Source organism: Vogesella alkaliphila, from assembly GCF_014652475.1.
GTDB lineage: Bacteria > Pseudomonadota > Gammaproteobacteria > Burkholderiales > Chromobacteriaceae > Vogesella > Vogesella alkaliphila.
In genome coordinates this window covers 291,925-307,667 of sequence record NZ_BMYW01000003.1, presented here as the reverse complement: position 1 = coordinate 307,667, position 15,743 = coordinate 291,925, and the positions used below count along the sequence as shown (strand labels likewise).

Here is a 15,743-nt window from a genome sequence, read left to right as displayed (position 1 = left end):
CGCACCGCCTGATTTCTTACAGGGTATCCTTCAGCGCGCGCGCCTGGTCCAGCGCGTCGTCGACGTTGGCCGCGAGCACGGTGAAGTGCCCCATCTTGCGGCCGGCACGCGCCTCTTTCTTGCCGTACAAGTGCAGGTGGGCGTTCGGTGCTTCCATCAGCACGTCCCACAGCGGTTCGCCGCCATCCTCGCGCCACACGTCGCCCAGCAGGTTGACCATCACCACCGGCGACAAGAGCTCGGTCTTGCCCGGCAGCAGGCCGCACATGGCGCGCACCTGCTGCTGGTACTGGTCGGTGACGCAGGCGTCGATGGTGTAGTGGCCGGAGTTGTGCGGCCGCGGCGCGATCTCGTTCACCACCAGGCTGTCGTCGGCGAGCACGAAGAATTCCACCGCCAGCACGCCGACGTAGTCCAGCGCCTCAGCCAGCTTCACCGCGTAATCCTGCGCCCGGGCGGCCAGTTCCGGCGCGATGCGTGCCGGCACGATGGATTCGTCGAGGATGCCGTGCTTGTGGATGTTCTCCGACACCGGGAACACCGCCACCTGCGCACTGCTGGTACGGGTGACGATGGCGGACACTTCCAGCTTCAGGTCCAGCATCTTTTCCAGCACGCAGGCCTGGCCGCCGAGGTCGGCGTAGGCGGCGCGGGCCTCGTCCGCGGTCTTCACGCGCACCTGGCCCTTGCCGTCGTAACCCAGACGCGCGGTCTTGAGGATGCCCGGCAGGTAGGGCTCCAGCTCGACCTGGATGTCGGCGACGCTCTCGATGGCCAGATACGGCGCGGTCGGCAGGCCGGCCTTGTTGATCCAGCTCTTCTCGGCGATGCGGTCCTGGGCGATGGCCACGCAGTCGCCGGACGGCGACACGCGGGTGCTCTTCGCCAGCTGGCGCATCGCGTCGGCGTTGACGTTCTCGAATTCGGTGGTCACCGCGGCGCAGCTTGCGGCCAACGTTTGCAGCGCGGCGGCGTCATTGAACGGCGCGATGAGGTGCACGTCGGCAAAGTCGGCGGCCGGCGCGTTGGCGTCCGGGTCCAGCACGGTCACGCGGTAGCCCATGCGCTTGGCGGCGGTGACGAACATGCGGCCCAGCTGGCCGCCGCCGAGTATGCCCAGCATCGCCGGGGGCAGGATGGCCGCCATGTCAGTCCACCTCCGGCAGGCTCATCGCCAGCACGGTCTGTTCCTGCTGCTTGCGGAAGGCCTTCAGCTTGTCGGCCAGTTCCGGACGGGTGGTAGCCAGTTGCGCCACCGCGAACAGCGCGGCATTGGCGGCACCGGCTTCGCCGATGGCGAAGGTCGCCACCGGAATGCCCTTGGGCATCTGCACGATGGACAGCAGCGAGTCTTCGCCGCGCAGGTATTTGGACGGCACCGGCACACCCAGCACCGGAACGTGGGTCTTGGCGGCCAGCATGCCCGGCAGGTGCGCGGCACCGCCGGCGCCGGCGATGATGGCCTTCAGGCCACGCGCTTCGGCTTCTTCGGCGTACTGGAACAGCAGGTCGGGGGTGCGGTGCGCGGAGACGACGCGGGTTTCGAACGCGACACCGAAGTCCTTCAGCACGCGCGCGGCGTTCTGCATGACTTCCCAGTCGCTGTTGCTACCCATCACGATGCCAACTTCGATCATGGAGGCGGGTTCCATCAAGGAGGGGAAAAACGCGATTTTACCTGATTCGGCAAGGGCTTGCCGAGCTGACTTGCAGAGCGCACGCGCGCCGGCGCCACAAAAAAAGCGGCCGGCGGCCGCTTTTGACGTTTTCGGCGCGCCGACAGGCCGCCGCGTTACAGTTTTGCCAGCCGCTCGCGCGCCTTCGTCGCCGCCGCGCTGTTCGGGTACAGCTTGATCAGCTTGCGCAGGGTGAGCTTGGCCTGGTCCTTCTGCTGCAGCTCGATCTGGTTTTCCGCCATCAGCCGCAGCGCCTCCGGCGCCCGCACGTGCGCCGGAGACTGCTCGGCAAAGCGGCGGTGGATGTCGATGGCGGCGTCGTACTGCTTCAGGTAGGTGTGGGCCACGCCCAGCCAGTAGCTGGCTTCCTGCGCCTCGCTGTTGGCCGGGAACTTGTCCATCACCGCCTTCAGCTCCGGCACCGCGCGGGCAAACTCGCGGTTGCGCAGCGTCGCCAGCGCCTTGTTCAGCGCGTCCTGCGCCGGGCTGACCAGCGGCGCCGCCGGGGCCGCGGCAGCCTCCGCCTCGCCGCTCACCGCCGGGCTGCTGGCCGACTGCTCCAGCTTGCCCAGGCGCAGGTCGAGGTCGGCGTACAGGTCGTTCTGCCGTTTCAGCGTTTCGCCCTGCTGGTGCTGCAGCACCTCGTTCTGACCACGCAGCGCCGCCATTTCGGTACGCAGGGAGGCCACTTCCTTGACCAGGTCCAGCAGCCGCTCGTTGGACAACCGCGCCTCGACCTCGGTCAGGCGCGCGCTGGTCTGCTGCCTGGCAGCGTCCAGCTCGCGGCGGGTCTGTTCGATATCGCCGGTGGTGGCACAGGCCCCCAGCAGCAGGCTGAGGGTGGCGACGGGCAACAGGCGGGGCAAATTCATGGTGGCATCCTGAAAAACAGCGCGGGATGGCGTGACGCCATCCCGCTGGCGGTCAACACATTACTGCGGGTAGACGAAGTCGGCGCGACGGTTTTCGGCATGGGCCGCCTCGCTGTCCCCCTCGGCACGCGGTTTTTCCTTGCCGAAGCTGACGGCCTCGATCTGCGCCGGCTTCACGCCCAGCACTTCCAGCGACTGCTTCACGCTTTCGGCACGGCGCTGACCCAGCGCCAGGTTGTACTCGCGGCTGCCGCGGGCGTCGGTATTGCCCTGCACCAGCACCTTGCTGCTGAAACGGTTGAGGAAGGCGGCATTGCCTTCCACCACACCGCGCTGGTCGTCCTTGACCACGAACTGGTCGAAGTCGAAGTACACGCTGTGGCCGTTGAGCAGCGCCTGCGCACTGCGCTGATCCGGCGCCGCCTTCACCGCCGCAGCCAGTTGCGCGGCGCTGACCTTGCCGCCCTGCAGCACCGGCTCGCTGCCGGTGACATCGACGGTAGCCACGCTCGGTGCGCTCGGCACGGTGGCGGCCGGCGGGTTGCTGACGACCGGCGCCGGGGTACTGGCACACGCGGCCAAGAGCGCCGCCGCGATGGCGACGATAAACGGTGATTTCTTCATTCGGCTCTCCTGCATCGGATGGGATGGATGAACTGGCAACATGATGCGCGCAGCGCCGGCACCACATCAAGGATTGAATGGTCCCCAGGCCGGATCCTGCACCTGGCCGCCGAGGGTGCCCAGCCGCACGCGGCCGGGATAGGCGGTGGCGGCGGCGTACAGCACGCTGCGGCCGCCTTCCTCGCTGGCGTACAGCACCATCTTGCCGTTGGGGGCGAAGCTTGGCGACTCGTCGAAGGCGCTGTTGCTGATCAGGCGGTTGTCGCCGCTGGCCAGATCGAGCAGCATCACCTTGAAACGGCCGCCTTCGCGCCGGACGTAGGCGATCTGGCGCCCATCAGGAGAGAACGTCGGCGACACGTTATAGTTCCCCTCGAAGGTGACGCGGCGGGCGTTGCGGCCGCCGTCCAGCGCCTGCACGTACAGCTGCGGGCTGCCGCTGCGGTCGGACACGAACACGATCTGGCGCCCGTCCGGGCTGAACGCCGGCTCGGTGTCGATGGCGTCGCTATAGGAAAAACGCTGCAGGCCGCCGCCGTCGGCATTGATCAGGTAGACCTGCGAGTTGCCGCTGGTGGTCAACACCACCGCCAGACGCCGCCCGTCCGGGCTCCACACCGGCGCCGAGTTGCTGCCGCGGAAGTTGGCCAGCACGCGACGCTGGCCGCTGACCAGGTCCTGCACGTAGATCACCGGCTTTTGCTGCTCGAAGGAGACGTAGGCCAGGCGCGTGCCGTCCGGGCTCCACGCCGGCGACATGATGGGCTGGCGCGAGCGCAGCACCGTCTGCGCGCGACGGCCGTCCATGTCGGCGATCTGCAGCCGGTACTCCTTGCCGCTCTGGGTGATGAAGGCGATGCGGCTGGAGAACAGGCTCTTCTCGCCCAGCAGCGCCTCGTACACCATGTCCGCCATGCGGTGCGCCATGTCGCGCAGCTGCTCCGGCGCCAGGTCGAATTCCGCGCTCAGCTTCTGCTCGCGCGGGCTGACGGTGTCGGCCCAGAACGTCAGCCGCACCCGGCCGCCGCCGAGGCTGAGCAGCTTGCCGTACACCACCGCGCGCGCACCGCGCTGCTGCCACGCCGCGGCGTTCAGCTGCGCCGGCGCCGCCAGCGCGTCGCCGGCGGCGGTCTCCAGCAGGCTGAAGGCGCCGGTCATCGCCAGATCGCTCTTCACCGTCGCGGTGATCGCCTCCGGCAGCAGGCTCTCGCCCTGCAGCGGCACGATCGCCACCGGGTAGCGGTTGGTGCCGCCACCGATCACTTCCACGCTGAGGTCGGCGCGGGCAAGGTTGGCCGCAGCGGTCATGCTCAGCAGCAGCAGGGCAAACAGGCGCGGCCAGAAGCCGGAGACGGTGGCAGACAAGGCATTACTCCTTAGGACGGAAAGACATGGTCACGCGCCGGTAGTCGGCGAACGCCGCGCCCTTGGGCAGCGGCGGGAAGCGGCGCATCTCGCGCACGGCGGCCTGCACCGCCTCGTCGTACTGCGGGTTGCCGCTGCTGCGCAGCAGGCGGATCTGGCGCACTTCCAGCGACGGCAGGATCTCGATCTGCAGCACCACCTCCGGGTTGCCTTTCAGCGCGTCGGGGATGATCACGTAGGGGCGCACGCGGTTGCTCAGCGTCTGCGCGTACAGCGCCTTGGCGTCGGCCACGCCGTGGCTGCTGCCGCCGGCGACGCCGCCCTGGCCGCCGCGCTGGCTCTGCTTGGCGTTGCCGGGGCCGGGCGGCAGGTCCAGCTCCGCCAGCAGGTCGTTGTCCGCGGCCGGCGCCGGCTTGGCGCCCGCCTTCGCGGCCGGTTTGGCGGCGGGCACGCTCGCCTTGGCCGACTCAGGCACCGCTTTGCCGGCCTTGGCCGTCACCTTCTCCGGCACTTTTTCCGCCGGTTTGGGTTTGGGCTGCGGCTTTTCCGCGGCCACCGGCGGCACCTTGTACTGCGGCAGCGGGCGGCTGGCCTTCAGCTTGATGTCGGCATCGGCCAGCAAGGGGGTGGCGGCTTCCGCCACCGTCGCCGCCGGCGGGGCGGCACGCACTTTCAGCGCCGGGGTCGGCGCCGCCGGTGCACCGCCGGCCCACAGTTCCAGCGCCAGCGGTGGCGGCGTGTACACCGGCGCCGGCGCGTACAGCCACCACAGCGGCAGCAGCACCGCCAGATGCAGCAGCAGCGACATGCCCCACGCGCCGTAACCGATGGCGCCCGTCTGCGGCGACATCAGTTGCCCTGCCGTACCGTCAGCGCGACGCGGGTGATGCCGGCCTGGTGCAGGCGGTCGGCCACCTTCACCACTTCGCTGTACTTGAGATCGCGGTGCGCGGTGACCACCACCGGGCGGTTGTCGCGCAGCCGCGCCTTGACCTCGGCCACCAGCGCGTCAAGGTTGGCCGCAGGCGCGCGCTTGCCGCCCTCGCCCAGCAGGTAGCGGCCGTCGGCCTCGATGCTGATTTCCAGCGGCGTGCTGTCCACCTGCGCCGCGCGGGTGACGCTGGGCACCTCGATCACGCCGGGGGTGAACATCGGCGCCGTCACCATGAAGATCACCAGCAGCACCAGCATCACGTCGATATAGGGCACGACGTTCATCTGGTTCATCATTCGGCGCGGGCGTCGCTGCAGCATCGGGCATTCCTGTGGCTAGAAGGGGCGGCCGGCACGGCGGGCCGGCAAACATCGGATAAGGACAGACCGCCGCGGCACCGCATCGGTTCCGCGGCGCCGGCATCAGCGGCGGGTGAGCAGGGTCATGCCGTCGCCGATCGGCAGCACCGACATCACCACCCGCGGGTCGTGTTTCAGGCTGGCATTGAAGGCCTGCATCGCCCGCACGCTGGGCGGGTCCTCCGGCTGCGGCTCCACCACGCGGCCGCCGAGGAAGATGTTGTCGACCGCGATCACGCCGCCGGGGCGCACCAGCTGCAGGCAGGCTTCATAGTACTGCGGGTAGCTGGTCTTGTCGGCGTCGATGAAGGCGAGGTCGAAGCTGCCGGCCTGGCCGTCGTCCAGCAGCATCTGCAGCGTCTGCACCGCCGGCTGCACGTAGAGCGCGATGCTGTCCTCGACCCCGGCCTGGCGCCAGTAGTCGCGGGCGATGGTGGTGAACTCGGTGCTCATGTCGCAGGCCACGGTGCTGCCCTGCTCGCCCATGGCCAGCGCCACGGTCAGCGCGCTGTAGCCGGTGAAGACACCGATCTCCAGGTAGCGGCGCACGCCGAGCAGCTTGACCAGCCAGGCGAGGAACTGCCCCTGCTCCGGCGAAATCTGCATCTTGGCCATGCGGTGGGTGGCGGTGAACTCGCGCAGCGCGGTCTGCACCGGGTGCTCGGTGACGCCGATCTGCAGCAGGTAGGCGGCAAGCCGGTCGTCAACGGCGATGGTCGTGCGGGTCATGCTTTACTCCAGAAAAGCACAACGCCCTTGCGGGCGTTGGTCGGCGATACGGCGGGCGTGCTGCTCAGTCCGGCTGGTACACGTACGGCTTCTGCGGCACCTTGGACGCGTTCCAGCGACGCAGGTCCTCCAGGTCCAGCTTGCGATCCCACCAGGTCAGGCGCAGCTCGCGGCGTTCGCTCTCCACCTGCGGGTTTTTCGCCAGGAAATCGTTCATGAATTGGGTGAATTCGGACTGGTACATGGTATGACCCCGGAAAATGATGGCCCGATTGTACTGCAAAACCGCGCCGTTTTCAGCTGTCGGCGAGGGAAAGGCCGCGCGCCAGCCGCCCGCGGAACACCGCGCCGACCAGCAGCAGGCCCAGCAGCAGCAACCACACCAGCAGCAGCGGCAGCCACAGCGAAATGCGGAAATCGCTGCCGCGCAGCGGCCGCTGCAGGCTGAGCCAGTAGCGCTGCTCGCCGACGATCACCACCTCGCGCACCTGCAGCATCCCCGGCCACGCCACCGCCGGATGCGGATCGCCCATCAGCTGCAGCGCGCGGTCGGCCTCCGCCTCCGCCAGCGGCGGCAGCCAGCGCTGCGGCCGCAGCCACAGCGCGATGAAACGCCGGTCGCCGGCGCGCGCCAGCGGATAGATGCTCAGCAGCTGCGCCTGCTCGCCCTCGCCCTGCAGCATCTGCACCTGCGGCTGGCCCTGGCGCAGGCGGCCAAGGTTGGCCGCCACCGCCGGCTGCCGCGCCAGATCCTGCCACGGCACCACGCCGGCCCCCAGCCGCAGCGGCACCACCTGCGTCACCAGCAGGCCGTCCTCGCTGTCGCGCAGCAGCGCCACCCGCTCCAGCGCCGGAAAGCGCTGCAGCACCATGCCGGCCTGCCAGGCCGGGATCTGCTCGCCGGGCGTGTCGGCGAACTGCTGCGCCAGCTCCAGCAGGTGCTGGTGCAGCTGCAAGAGGTCGCGCGTCAGCAGCGCCGACTGCTGCTGCGCCTGCCGCTGCAGCGCCTGCTCGGCGTCGGCGCGGCTGGCCTCCAGCGCCAGAAAGCCGCTGCTGAGCACCAGCGCCAGCCAGCCCAGCAGCAGCAGGGCCAGCTGCACGCTGCGGCCAACCCTGGCCAGCGGCGCGCTCAGAGCAGGAACTCCCGCTTGTCGTGCTGCTCGATCAGCAGCCGCCACGCCTGCATCAGCTTCTGCAGCTTGTTGTTGGTCGGCGCCATCTGCCGCACCTTCTGCAGGTAGTCGTAGGCCTGGCGCACGTGGCTTTCATGCCAGCCCTTGAGGTGCACCTGGGCGATGACGGCGTTGACCAGGTTCAGCATCAGCTGGATGCTGTCCGGCATCTCCTGCAGCGCCTGCCGGAACATGGCGATCGCCTTGTCGTGCTCACCGGCCTGCGCCTCGCGCACCGCCTTGTTGTTGAGGTCGACCATGCCCTGCACGTTGTGCATGATCAGGTCGGCACCGGCGTCGGCCATGCCCAGCTGGTCGAACATGCTCGACAAGCGCTGCAGCAGCTGCTCGTTGTCGTGGTTGTTGCGGATCAGCTGGCCGGCGACGCCGTCGCCCATCGCCTTCTGCCCCTGCGCGTAGCAGGTGCGCGCGAACTCCATCTTTTCCTCGGCCGACAGCTGCTCCAGCTGCGGCAGGCGCTCGGCGGCGGACTGCAGCAGCTTTTCCGCCTGCTGCTTGTTGCCGCTGTGCTGCTGGATCTGGCTGTCGAGCACGTCGGCCATCCACTCGCCTTCCGGCTTGTACTTGTAGTCGCGGCGCAGCGAGGCCAGCGTCTTCATCGCCTCGCCCTTCTCGCCGCAGGCCAGCTGCGTGCGCGCCAGCGTCGCGTACAGCACCGGGTTGCGGTGCCAGCTGGCCTTGGACAGTTCCAGCGTGGTGCCGTAGGCGTCCTTCGCCTGCGCCAGGTCGCCGTTTTCCAGCGCCACCTCGGCCAGCGCCTTGTGGCGGCGCACCGTCGCCGGCGACAGCTCGGTGGCGCGCTTGAGGGTTTCCTGTGCCTTGTCCAGCTCGTGGTTGCCCTGGTACAGCCGCGCCAGCCAGTCGTAGGCCTCCATCACGTGCTCGTTTTCCGTCACGATGTGGTGGAACATCGCCAGCGCCGGCTCCACCTGCTTCAGCGAGGCCAGCGACTTGGCCATCCCCAGCTGCGCCCACGGCAGCTCGCGGATCTTCAGCACCTGCTGGTACAGCGCGCGCGCGCTGTCGTAGTCGCCGATCTTCAGGCTCAGGCTGCCCTTCAGCTTCATGAAGTCGAGGGTGAACTCGCTGCGCTCGGCGATCTTCTTGTTGCAGGCGTCGATGGCAGCCAGGTACTCGTGGTTCATCAGCGCCTCGTCGACGAAGCGGAAGGCGTCGCGGCGGCGCATCGCGCGCTCCAGCCGCTCGGCCAGCACCTCGCCGGTGAACGGCTTCAGCAGGTAGTCGTCCGGCACCAGCTCGGCGGCGGAGATCACCTTGGCCGCGCGGCGCTCGCCGCTGACGATCATGAACACGCAGGACTGCTTCAGCAGGTTGCGTTCCTTCGCCTCTTCCAGCAGGTACAGGCCGTCGTTGCCGTTGCCGAGGTCGAAGTCGCACAGCACCACGTCGAAGTCGTAGCGCATCAGCTTCACCAGCGCGTCGCCGGCCTTGCCGGCGTACTCCACCTTCTCGGCGCCGAACGAGGCCAGCGTCATCGCCAGCGCGCGCTGCATCTCCGGCACGCTGTCGACGATCAGGAACTGCTTCTTGGCGTAAGGATTGCTGTACTCCTTGTGGTGCCGGCTTTTCTGTACGCTGGTGATGGCGTTGAAGGTCGAGGATTGGATAGGCTGCTCGCTCATGCTCTGAATTCCCCTTTTCCGCCGGGGCGGACCGCGCTTACTGCGCGCTGAGTTTGTCTTTGGCGTAACGCAAGTCCAGCCATTTGATGCCGTGCTCGGCAAAATTGATCTGCAGGCGCACGTCGTCGCCGGCGCCCTCGGCGTTGATCACCACGCCGTCGCCGAACTTGGTATGGTGCAGACCCTGCCCCATCTTCCAGCCGCCAAGGTTGGCCGCAAGCGGCGCCGCCGCGATGCGGCCCTGCGCGTAGGCGTCGCGCATAGGCGCGGCCGTCTTTTTCACGGTAGCAGACAAAGTCTGCAACAGCTCGGCCGGCAGCTCGTCGACAAAGCGCGAACGGATCGGGTAGCGGCTCTGGCCGTGCAGCATGCGGCTTTGCGCGCAGGACAGGTACAGCCGCTTGCGCGCGCGCGTCATCGCCACGTACATCAGCCGCCGTTCCTCCTCCAGCCCCTTGCTGTCGTTCATGCTGTTCTCGTGCGGGAACAGGCCCTCTTCCAGCCCGCCGACGAACACCGCGTCGAACTCCAGCCCCTTGGCCGCGTGCACCGTCATTAGCTGCAGCGCATCGGCGCCGGCGTCGGCCTGGTGGTCGCCGGCCTCCAGGCTGGCCTGGGTCAGGAATTCGATCACCGCCATCGCCGGCTCCTGCGGCATGAAGCCCAGCGCGGCGTTGACCAGTTCGTCGAGGTTGGCGAGGCGCTCCTCGCCGTCCTTCTTGTCGGCCTCGTACATCGCGCGCAGGCCGGAGGCGTCGATGATCAGGCTGATGGTTTCCGCCAGCGTCAGCGCCTCGCAGCGCTGGCGCAGGCTGTCGATCAGGCGCACGAACTCGGCCAGCTTGCCGGCGGTGCGGCCGCCGCCGGCGCCGCACAGCGCCTGCCACAGGCTGACGCCCTGCTCGCGGCTGGCGGTCTGCAGGTTTTCCACGCTGCGCGCGCCGATGCCGCGCGCCGGCACGTTGATCACGCGCAACAGCGCGTTGTCGTCCTCCGGATTGGCCACCAGCCGCAGGTAGGCCAGCGCGTGCTTGATCTCCTGCCGCTCGAAGAAGCGCAGCCCGCCGTAGATGCGGTAGGCGACGCTGCTCTGCACCAGCACGTGTTCCAGGATGCGCGACTGCGCGTTGGAGCGGTACAGCACCGCCATGTCGGCCAGATTCCAGCCGTCGCGGGCGAGTGCCCTGACCTCGTCGACGATGAACTGCGCCTCCTCGCCGTCGGAGTAGGCCTCGAACAGGCGGATCTTGTCGCCGGGGCCGGCGTCGGTCCACAGGCTCTTGCCGAGGCGGCCGTCGTTGCGCTCGATCAGCGCGTTGGCGGCGTCCAGGATGGTGCCGGCGGAGCGGTAGTTCTGCTCCAGCCGGATCGGGCCGCTGACGCCGTAGTCGGACAGCAGCGCGCGCATATTGCCGACCTCGGCGCCGCGGAAGGCGTAGATCGACTGGTCGTCGTCGCCGACCGCGAACAGCGCGTTGTCCGGCCCGGCCAAGAGCTTCAGCCACGCGTACTGCAGGCGGTTGGTGTCCTGGAACTCGTCGACCAGCACGAAGCGGAAGCGGTTGCGATAGTGCTCGGACAGCGCGGCGTTGCGGCTGAGCACCTCGTAGCTGCGCAGCAGCAGCTCGGCGAAGTCGACCACGCCCTCGCGCTGGCACTGCGCGTCGTAGGCGGCGTACAGCTCGATCAGCTTGCGGGTGTAGGGGTCGTGCGCCGACAGCTCGCCGGCGCGCACGCCGGATTCCTTCTGGCTGTTGATGAACTGCTGCACCGCCTTGGGCGGGAATTTCTCGTCGGAGATGTCGAGGCTCTTCAGCAGGCGCTTGATCGCCGACGACTGGTCGCCGGAATCGAGAATCTGGAAGGTCTGCGGCAGGCCGGCGTCGCGGTAGTGCACGCGCAGGAAGCGGTTGCACAGGCCGTGGAAGGTGCCGATCCACATCGTCTTGACGTTGACCGGGATCATCGCCGCCAGCCGCGTCTGCATCTCGCGCGCGGCCTTGTTGGTAAAGGTCACCGCCAGGATGCCGGCCGGGCTGGTCTGCCCGGTCTGCAGCAGCCAGGCGATGCGCGTGGTCAGCACCCGCGTCTTGCCGCTGCCGGCGCCGGCCAGCACCAGCGCGCTCTTGGCGGGCCAGGTGACGGCGGAGAGTTGTTCGGGATTGAGACCGGCGAGCAGATCGTTATTCATGGGGCAGGCTTTGAGGTGACGCGCAAAACGCCGATTCTACACCACCACCCGCCCGCACAAGCTTGGCCGCAACGCATTGCGGCCAACCTTGTCGCTAGCGCCCCGCTCAATGGGCGTGAAAAAAGCCGTGCCGCCCGGCGCTGGCGTGATCCTGCACGCGCTGCCGCCGCGCGCGGATGCCGTCCCAGGCCTTCTCGTGGAAGTAGTAGGCGACGGTATTCACCAGCGGCTCCACCAGGGCCAGCAGGCTGGCGATGCCCAGGCTGCCGGTCAGCAGCCAGGCGACCGAGAACGCCACGCTGAAGTGGCAGATGGCGAAGGTGACGGTCTTGAGCATGACGGGCTCCTGCTGCGGCTATCAATCTTTCCGCAATGATAGTCACTATCATTGCATAGCTAAAATTGAATGTTTTTAGCCAATCGATAGCCAATAGAATGCAAAAGGGCAGACCTCGCGATCTGCCCTCCGGCTTGCCCATCGTCTGCGGCCAACCCTGGCCGCCAAGGGATTACTGCTTCACGCCCAGCTCGCGCAGACGCTCGTCGAGGTAGGCACCGGCGGTATAGCGCGCGGACAGCACCACCTCGTCGCGCGGGTGCAGGAACAGGGGCAGCGACACCCGGCTCTTGCTCGCGCCCTCGCCGGTGGGGTTCACCACGCGGTGCTGGGTGGACGGGTAGTAGCCCTGCGACGCCTCCTGCAGCATGTCGCCGATGTTGATGATCAGCATGCCGAAGTCGCACGGCACGTCGATCCAGTTGCCGTCCATGTCCTGCACCTGCAGCCCCGGCTCGTTGGCCGCCGGCAGGATGGTGAGCAGGTTGATGTCGCCGTGGGCGGCGGCGCGCAGCGAGCCTTCCGGCTCCTGGCCGGTCAGCGGCGGGTAGCGCAGCACGCGCAGCAGCGTCTTGTTGCTGCCCCGGATCATGCCGGACAGCGGCTCGCTGTAGCCGGCGGCGATGGCGGGCGGCGTGTACCGCTCCACCCACGACAGCAGCTCGGCCGCCAGCGCGTTGGCGGTGTCGTAGTAGCGCATCGCGTCGGCCTTGAGCGACGCCGGGATGCGGCCCCACGGGTAGACGTGGAAGTACTCCTTGATGTCCTTCTGCGTCGCGCCCTTGGCGGTTTCCGAGATCGCGCTGGAGAAGTAGCCGTCCTGCTTCTCGACCGAGAACGCGTAGTCGTGCTTCTGCTCGCTGTCGAAGAAGGCCAGCCAGTCGCGGTAGATGGTCTCGACCAACGCTTGCGGGATGGGATGGTTGACCAGCACGCCGAAGCCGGTTTCGTGCAGGCTGCGGGTGAATTGCTCGGCCGCATCGGCGGCGCGGTAGTCTACAACGCGTACGTTCATGGGAAGGGTTCCCTTGCTGAAAGTGACCGTCAGGCAATATCGGGACGGGACACGGCGGCCGATTCTACACAGCAGCGCCCGCGCACGAAAGCACCCCATTTAATTTACCAACGTCATTTACGTTGCCCGTCACGCCGCATTTTGCAGCATTCATGCCATAAAAATAGCACGCCGAAAACAAGCCACGCCGCGCAAAAGGCTGCCACCGCCTTGCGGCCAACCCTGGGCGCGCAAGGCAACAAAAACGGCAAGCCGCCTGGCTTGCCGTTCGGGGTGATGGCGCGCGGCGCTTAGAGCGTGTTCATGATCTCGCGAGCTAGAGCGAGACAAGGCGAAAACAGCTGAGGAAGCGGAGTTGACTTGGATATAAACAAGCATGCCGAAGCTGCTTTCAACGCGGTATCGCCCCCGTTGCGATCAAGTCGCAGCAGATCGTGAACAGGCGCTTACACGCGCTGGTCCATGTCTAGTGCCGGCGTGCCCGGACAAAGCTGCGCCACCACCTTGGCCGGCACACCGGCCACCGTGGTGTGCGCCGGCACGTCGTCCAGCACCACGCTGCCGGCACCGACCTTGGCGCAGTCGCCGACGCGGATATTGCCCAGCACCGAGGCGCCGGCGCCCAGCATCACGCCGTCGCCGATCTTCGGGTGACGGTCGCCGCGTTCCTTGCCGGAGCCGCCCAGCGTCACGCCGTGCAGGATGGACACGTTGTTGCCGATCACCGCGGTCTCGCCGACCACCACGCCGGTGCCGTGGTCCAGCATCACGCCCTCGCCGATGCGCGCCGCCGGGTGAATGTCCGCGCTCATGACCTCGGAGATGCGGTTCTGCAGGAAATACGCCAGCGTCTTCCTGTCCTGCTGCCACAGCCAGTGGGTGATGCGCTGGCTCTGCAGCGCATGGAAGCCCTTGAAGTACAAGAGCGGCGTGGAGTAGCGGTCGCAGGCCGGATCGCGGTCGTAGCAGGCGCTGATGTCGGCGCGCATCGCGCGGCTGATCTGCGGGTCGGCGGCCAGCGCCTCGCGGAACAGCTCCAGCAGCGCACGGGCGTCCATCACCGGGCTGGCCAGCTTGCTGGACAGGTGGAAGGCCAGCACGTCTTCCAGCGTGCCGTGCCGCAATACGGTCATGTGCAGGAAGCTGGCCAGCAGCGGTTCGTCACGCACCGCCTGCTCGGTTTCCTGCAGGATGGCGAGCCACAAGGGATCGCGGTTTACTTCGCTCATTTCTACTGCCTTTCTGTTGCCGCCCCTCGCTTCCAGCGTAGCGGCGGCCCTGCGCTTTACAACAGCGCCACTTACAACAACACCACGTCGAACTGTTCCTGGCTGTAGGTGGCCTCCACCGACAGCGAGATCGGCTTGCCGATGAAGTCGATCAGCATCGCCAGGCTCTGCGATTCCTCGTCCAGCAGCATGTCGATCACGCTCTGCGACGCCAGGATGCGGAAGCCCTTGGCCTCGAAGCGGCGCGTCTCGCGCACGATCTCGCGCTGGATCTCGTAACACACCGTCTGCGCGGTCTTGATCTCGCCGCGGCCCTGACACACCGGACACGACTCGCACAGCACGTGCGCCAGGCTCTCGCGGGTGCGCTTGCGCGTCACCTCCACCAAGCCCAGGCTGGTGAAGCCGTTCAGCGTCACGCGGGTGCGGTCGCGCGCCAGCGCCTTGGCCAGCTCGGCCAGCACCGCCTCGCGGTGCTCGGCGTTATCCATGTCGATGAAGTCGACGATGATGATGCCGCCGAGGTTGCGCAGCCGCAGCTGACGCGCCAGCGCCAGCGTCGCCTCCAGGTTGGTCTTGTAGATGGTCTCGTCGAAGTTGCGGTTGCCGACGAAACCGCCGGTGTTGACGTCGATGGTGGTCATCGCCTCGGTCTGGTCGATGATCAGGTAGCCACCGAACTTCAGGTTGACGCGGCGCGACAGCGCCTTCTCGATCTCGGTCTCGATGCCGTGCAGCTCGAACAGCGGCCGCTCGCCGCTGTAACGCTCGATCTTGTCCACCGCCGACTGCACGTAGTTCTCCGCGAACTCGACCATCTTGCCGTAGTTCTCGGTGGAGTCGACGATCACCTTCTCGGTGTGGTCGCTGACCATGTCGCGCAGCACACGCACCGCCAGCGGCAGGTCGTCGTACAGCAGGCTGCGCGCCGGCAGGTGCTGCGACTTGTGGCGGATGTCGGACCACAGCTTGGACAGGTACTCGACGTCGGCGCGCAGCTCTTCGTCGGTCGCGGTCTCGGCGCTGGTGCGGATGATGTAGCCGCGCGGCGCGCCGTCCGGCAGCAGCTTTTCCAGCCGCGCCTTCAGCGACAGGCGCTCGGCCTCGACCTCGATCTTCTGCGAGATGCCGATGTGCTCTTCCTGCGGCAGGTGCACGAGGAAACGGCCGGCGAGGCTGATCTGCGTCGACAGCCGCGCGCCCTTGGTGCCGATCGGGTCCTTGATCACCTGCACCAGCACGGTCTGGCCCTCGAACAGCATCTTCTCGATGCGCTGCGGCTCGCTCGGATGCTGGCGCTGTTCCAGCACGTCGGCGATGTGCAGGAAGGCGGCACGCTCGAAGCCGATCTCGATGAAGGCGCTCTGCATGCCCGGCAGCACGCGCTTGACCTGGCCCAGATAGATGTTGCCGACGATGCCGCGGCTGGCGGAACGCTCGATGTGCAGCTCCTGCACGATGGCGTCTTCCAGCACCGCGACGCGGGTTTCCTGCGGCGTGATGTTGACCAGGATCTGCTCTTTCGGACGCGGCAGGTCGCGTGGCAGGGGGATCGGTTGTTGCAGCATGGTGGCCT

The 15,743-nt window shown here is 67.6% G+C and carries 16 protein-coding genes; all 16 read right to left on the bottom strand.

Annotation, left to right across the window (positions count from 1 at the left end; genetic code table 11):
* Positions 1-16: 16 nt before the first annotated feature.
* The 16 genes from IE100_RS06955 to rng all read right to left on the bottom strand — a co-directional run bounded on the left by IE100_RS06955 (position 17) and on the right by rng (position 15,735).
* The gene (locus IE100_RS06955; protein WP_189373367.1) at positions 17-1,147 is read right to left on the bottom strand and encodes a 5-(carboxyamino)imidazole ribonucleotide synthase; all 1,131 of its coding nucleotides are present in this window, start codon (positions 1,145-1,147) and stop codon (positions 17-19) included.
* Between the two features lies 1 nt (position 1,148).
* Entirely contained in the window at positions 1,149-1,637 is a 489-nt protein-coding gene (gene purE / locus IE100_RS06950) for a 5-(carboxyamino)imidazole ribonucleotide mutase (protein ID WP_189373366.1), read from the bottom strand.
* A gap of 155 nt (positions 1,638-1,792) precedes the next feature.
* Complete coding sequence (locus IE100_RS06945; RefSeq protein WP_189373365.1) at positions 1,793-2,548, bottom strand: YbgF trimerization domain-containing protein; 756 nt, start codon at positions 2,546-2,548, stop codon at positions 1,793-1,795.
* 60 nt (positions 2,549-2,608) lie between these two features.
* On the bottom strand, positions 2,609-3,172 hold the full coding sequence (locus tag IE100_RS06940; protein WP_189373364.1) for an OmpA family protein: 564 nt from the start codon (positions 3,170-3,172) through the stop codon (positions 2,609-2,611).
* A gap of 66 nt (positions 3,173-3,238) precedes the next feature.
* Positions 3,239-4,537, bottom strand: a complete 1,299-nt coding sequence (gene tolB / locus IE100_RS06935; RefSeq protein ID WP_229800266.1) for a Tol-Pal system beta propeller repeat protein TolB — start codon at positions 4,535-4,537, stop codon at positions 3,239-3,241.
* Between the two features lie 4 nt (positions 4,538-4,541).
* Positions 4,542-5,387: a cell envelope integrity protein TolA gene (gene tolA, locus IE100_RS06930; RefSeq protein WP_189373363.1), complete on the bottom strand. Its 846-nt coding sequence runs from the start codon at positions 5,385-5,387 to the stop codon at positions 4,542-4,544.
* Positions 5,387-5,791, bottom strand: a complete 405-nt coding sequence (locus IE100_RS06925) for an ExbD/TolR family protein (RefSeq protein WP_189352810.1) — start codon at positions 5,789-5,791, stop codon at positions 5,387-5,389. The genes tolA and IE100_RS06925 overlap by 1 nt, the downstream gene beginning before the upstream one ends.
* 102 nt (positions 5,792-5,893) lie before the next feature.
* Positions 5,894-6,559: a class I SAM-dependent methyltransferase gene (locus IE100_RS06920; RefSeq protein ID WP_189373362.1), complete on the bottom strand. Its 666-nt coding sequence runs from the start codon at positions 6,557-6,559 to the stop codon at positions 5,894-5,896.
* 64 nt (positions 6,560-6,623) lie between these two features.
* Positions 6,624-6,803: a DUF3460 family protein gene (locus IE100_RS06915; protein ID WP_047966672.1), complete on the bottom strand. Its 180-nt coding sequence runs from the start codon at positions 6,801-6,803 to the stop codon at positions 6,624-6,626.
* 52 nt (positions 6,804-6,855) lie between these two features.
* Positions 6,856-7,659 carry a hypothetical protein gene (locus tag IE100_RS06910; RefSeq protein ID WP_189373361.1) on the bottom strand — a complete coding sequence of 268 codons (804 nt, stop codon included), beginning with the start codon at positions 7,657-7,659 and terminating at the stop codon, positions 6,856-6,858.
* A 29-nt stretch (positions 7,660-7,688) separates the two neighbouring features.
* A complete protein-coding gene (locus tag IE100_RS06905; protein ID WP_189373360.1) occupies positions 7,689-9,395 on the bottom strand; it encodes a response regulator in 1,707 nt (568 codons plus the stop codon).
* Positions 9,396-9,432: 37 nt separating this feature from the next.
* Positions 9,433-11,586, bottom strand: coding sequence for a UvrD-helicase domain-containing protein (locus tag IE100_RS06900; protein ID WP_189373359.1), 2,154 nt, complete (start codon positions 11,584-11,586; stop codon positions 9,433-9,435).
* A gap of 106 nt (positions 11,587-11,692) precedes the next feature.
* Entirely contained in the window at positions 11,693-11,923 is a 231-nt protein-coding gene (locus IE100_RS06895) for a DUF2061 domain-containing protein (protein ID WP_189373358.1), read from the bottom strand.
* Between the two features lie 172 nt (positions 11,924-12,095).
* Positions 12,096-12,938, bottom strand: a complete 843-nt coding sequence (locus tag IE100_RS06890) for an isopenicillin N synthase family dioxygenase (RefSeq protein ID WP_189373357.1) — start codon at positions 12,936-12,938, stop codon at positions 12,096-12,098.
* A 446-nt stretch (positions 12,939-13,384) separates the two neighbouring features.
* On the bottom strand, positions 13,385-14,167 hold the full coding sequence (cysE, locus tag IE100_RS06885) for a serine O-acetyltransferase (RefSeq protein ID WP_189373356.1): 783 nt from the start codon (positions 14,165-14,167) through the stop codon (positions 13,385-13,387).
* A gap of 71 nt (positions 14,168-14,238) precedes the next feature.
* A complete protein-coding gene (rng, locus tag IE100_RS06880) occupies positions 14,239-15,735 on the bottom strand; it encodes a ribonuclease G (protein WP_189373355.1) in 1,497 nt (498 codons plus the stop codon).
* Positions 15,736-15,743: the final 8 nt, after the last annotated feature.

What these genes read in the sequence shown, in the direction of transcription:
- IE100_RS06955 (WP_189373367.1), bottom strand. Translation starts at nt 1,147, where the DNA reads ATGGCGGCCATCCTGCCCCCGGCGATGCTGGGCATACTCGGCGGCGGC.
- purE (WP_189373366.1), bottom strand. Translation starts at nt 1,637, where the DNA reads ATGATCGAAGTTGGCATCGTGATGGGTAGCAACAGCGACTGGGAAGTC.
- IE100_RS06945 (WP_189373365.1), bottom strand. Translation starts at nt 2,548, where the DNA reads ATGAATTTGCCCCGCCTGTTGCCCGTCGCCACCCTCAGCCTGCTGCTG.
- IE100_RS06940 (WP_189373364.1), bottom strand. Translation starts at nt 3,172, where the DNA reads ATGAAGAAATCACCGTTTATCGTCGCCATCGCGGCGGCGCTCTTGGCC.
- tolA (WP_189373363.1), bottom strand. Translation starts at nt 5,387, where the DNA reads ATGTCGCCGCAGACGGGCGCCATCGGTTACGGCGCGTGGGGCATGTCG.
- IE100_RS06925 (WP_189352810.1), bottom strand. Translation starts at nt 5,791, where the DNA reads ATGCTGCAGCGACGCCCGCGCCGAATGATGAACCAGATGAACGTCGTG.
- IE100_RS06920 (WP_189373362.1), bottom strand. Translation starts at nt 6,559, where the DNA reads ATGACCCGCACGACCATCGCCGTTGACGACCGGCTTGCCGCCTACCTG.
- IE100_RS06915 (WP_047966672.1), bottom strand. Translation starts at nt 6,803, where the DNA reads ATGTACCAGTCCGAATTCACCCAATTCATGAACGATTTCCTGGCGAAA.
- IE100_RS06905 (WP_189373360.1), bottom strand. Translation starts at nt 9,395, where the DNA reads ATGAGCGAGCAGCCTATCCAATCCTCGACCTTCAACGCCATCACCAGC.
- IE100_RS06900 (WP_189373359.1), bottom strand. Translation starts at nt 11,586, where the DNA reads ATGAATAACGATCTGCTCGCCGGTCTCAATCCCGAACAACTCTCCGCC.
- IE100_RS06895 (WP_189373358.1), bottom strand. Translation starts at nt 11,923, where the DNA reads ATGCTCAAGACCGTCACCTTCGCCATCTGCCACTTCAGCGTGGCGTTC.
- IE100_RS06890 (WP_189373357.1), bottom strand. Translation starts at nt 12,938, where the DNA reads ATGAACGTACGCGTTGTAGACTACCGCGCCGCCGATGCGGCCGAGCAA.
- cysE (WP_189373356.1), bottom strand. Translation starts at nt 14,167, where the DNA reads ATGAGCGAAGTAAACCGCGATCCCTTGTGGCTCGCCATCCTGCAGGAA.
- rng (WP_189373355.1), bottom strand. Translation starts at nt 15,735, where the DNA reads ATGCTGCAACAACCGATCCCCCTGCCACGCGACCTGCCGCGTCCGAAA.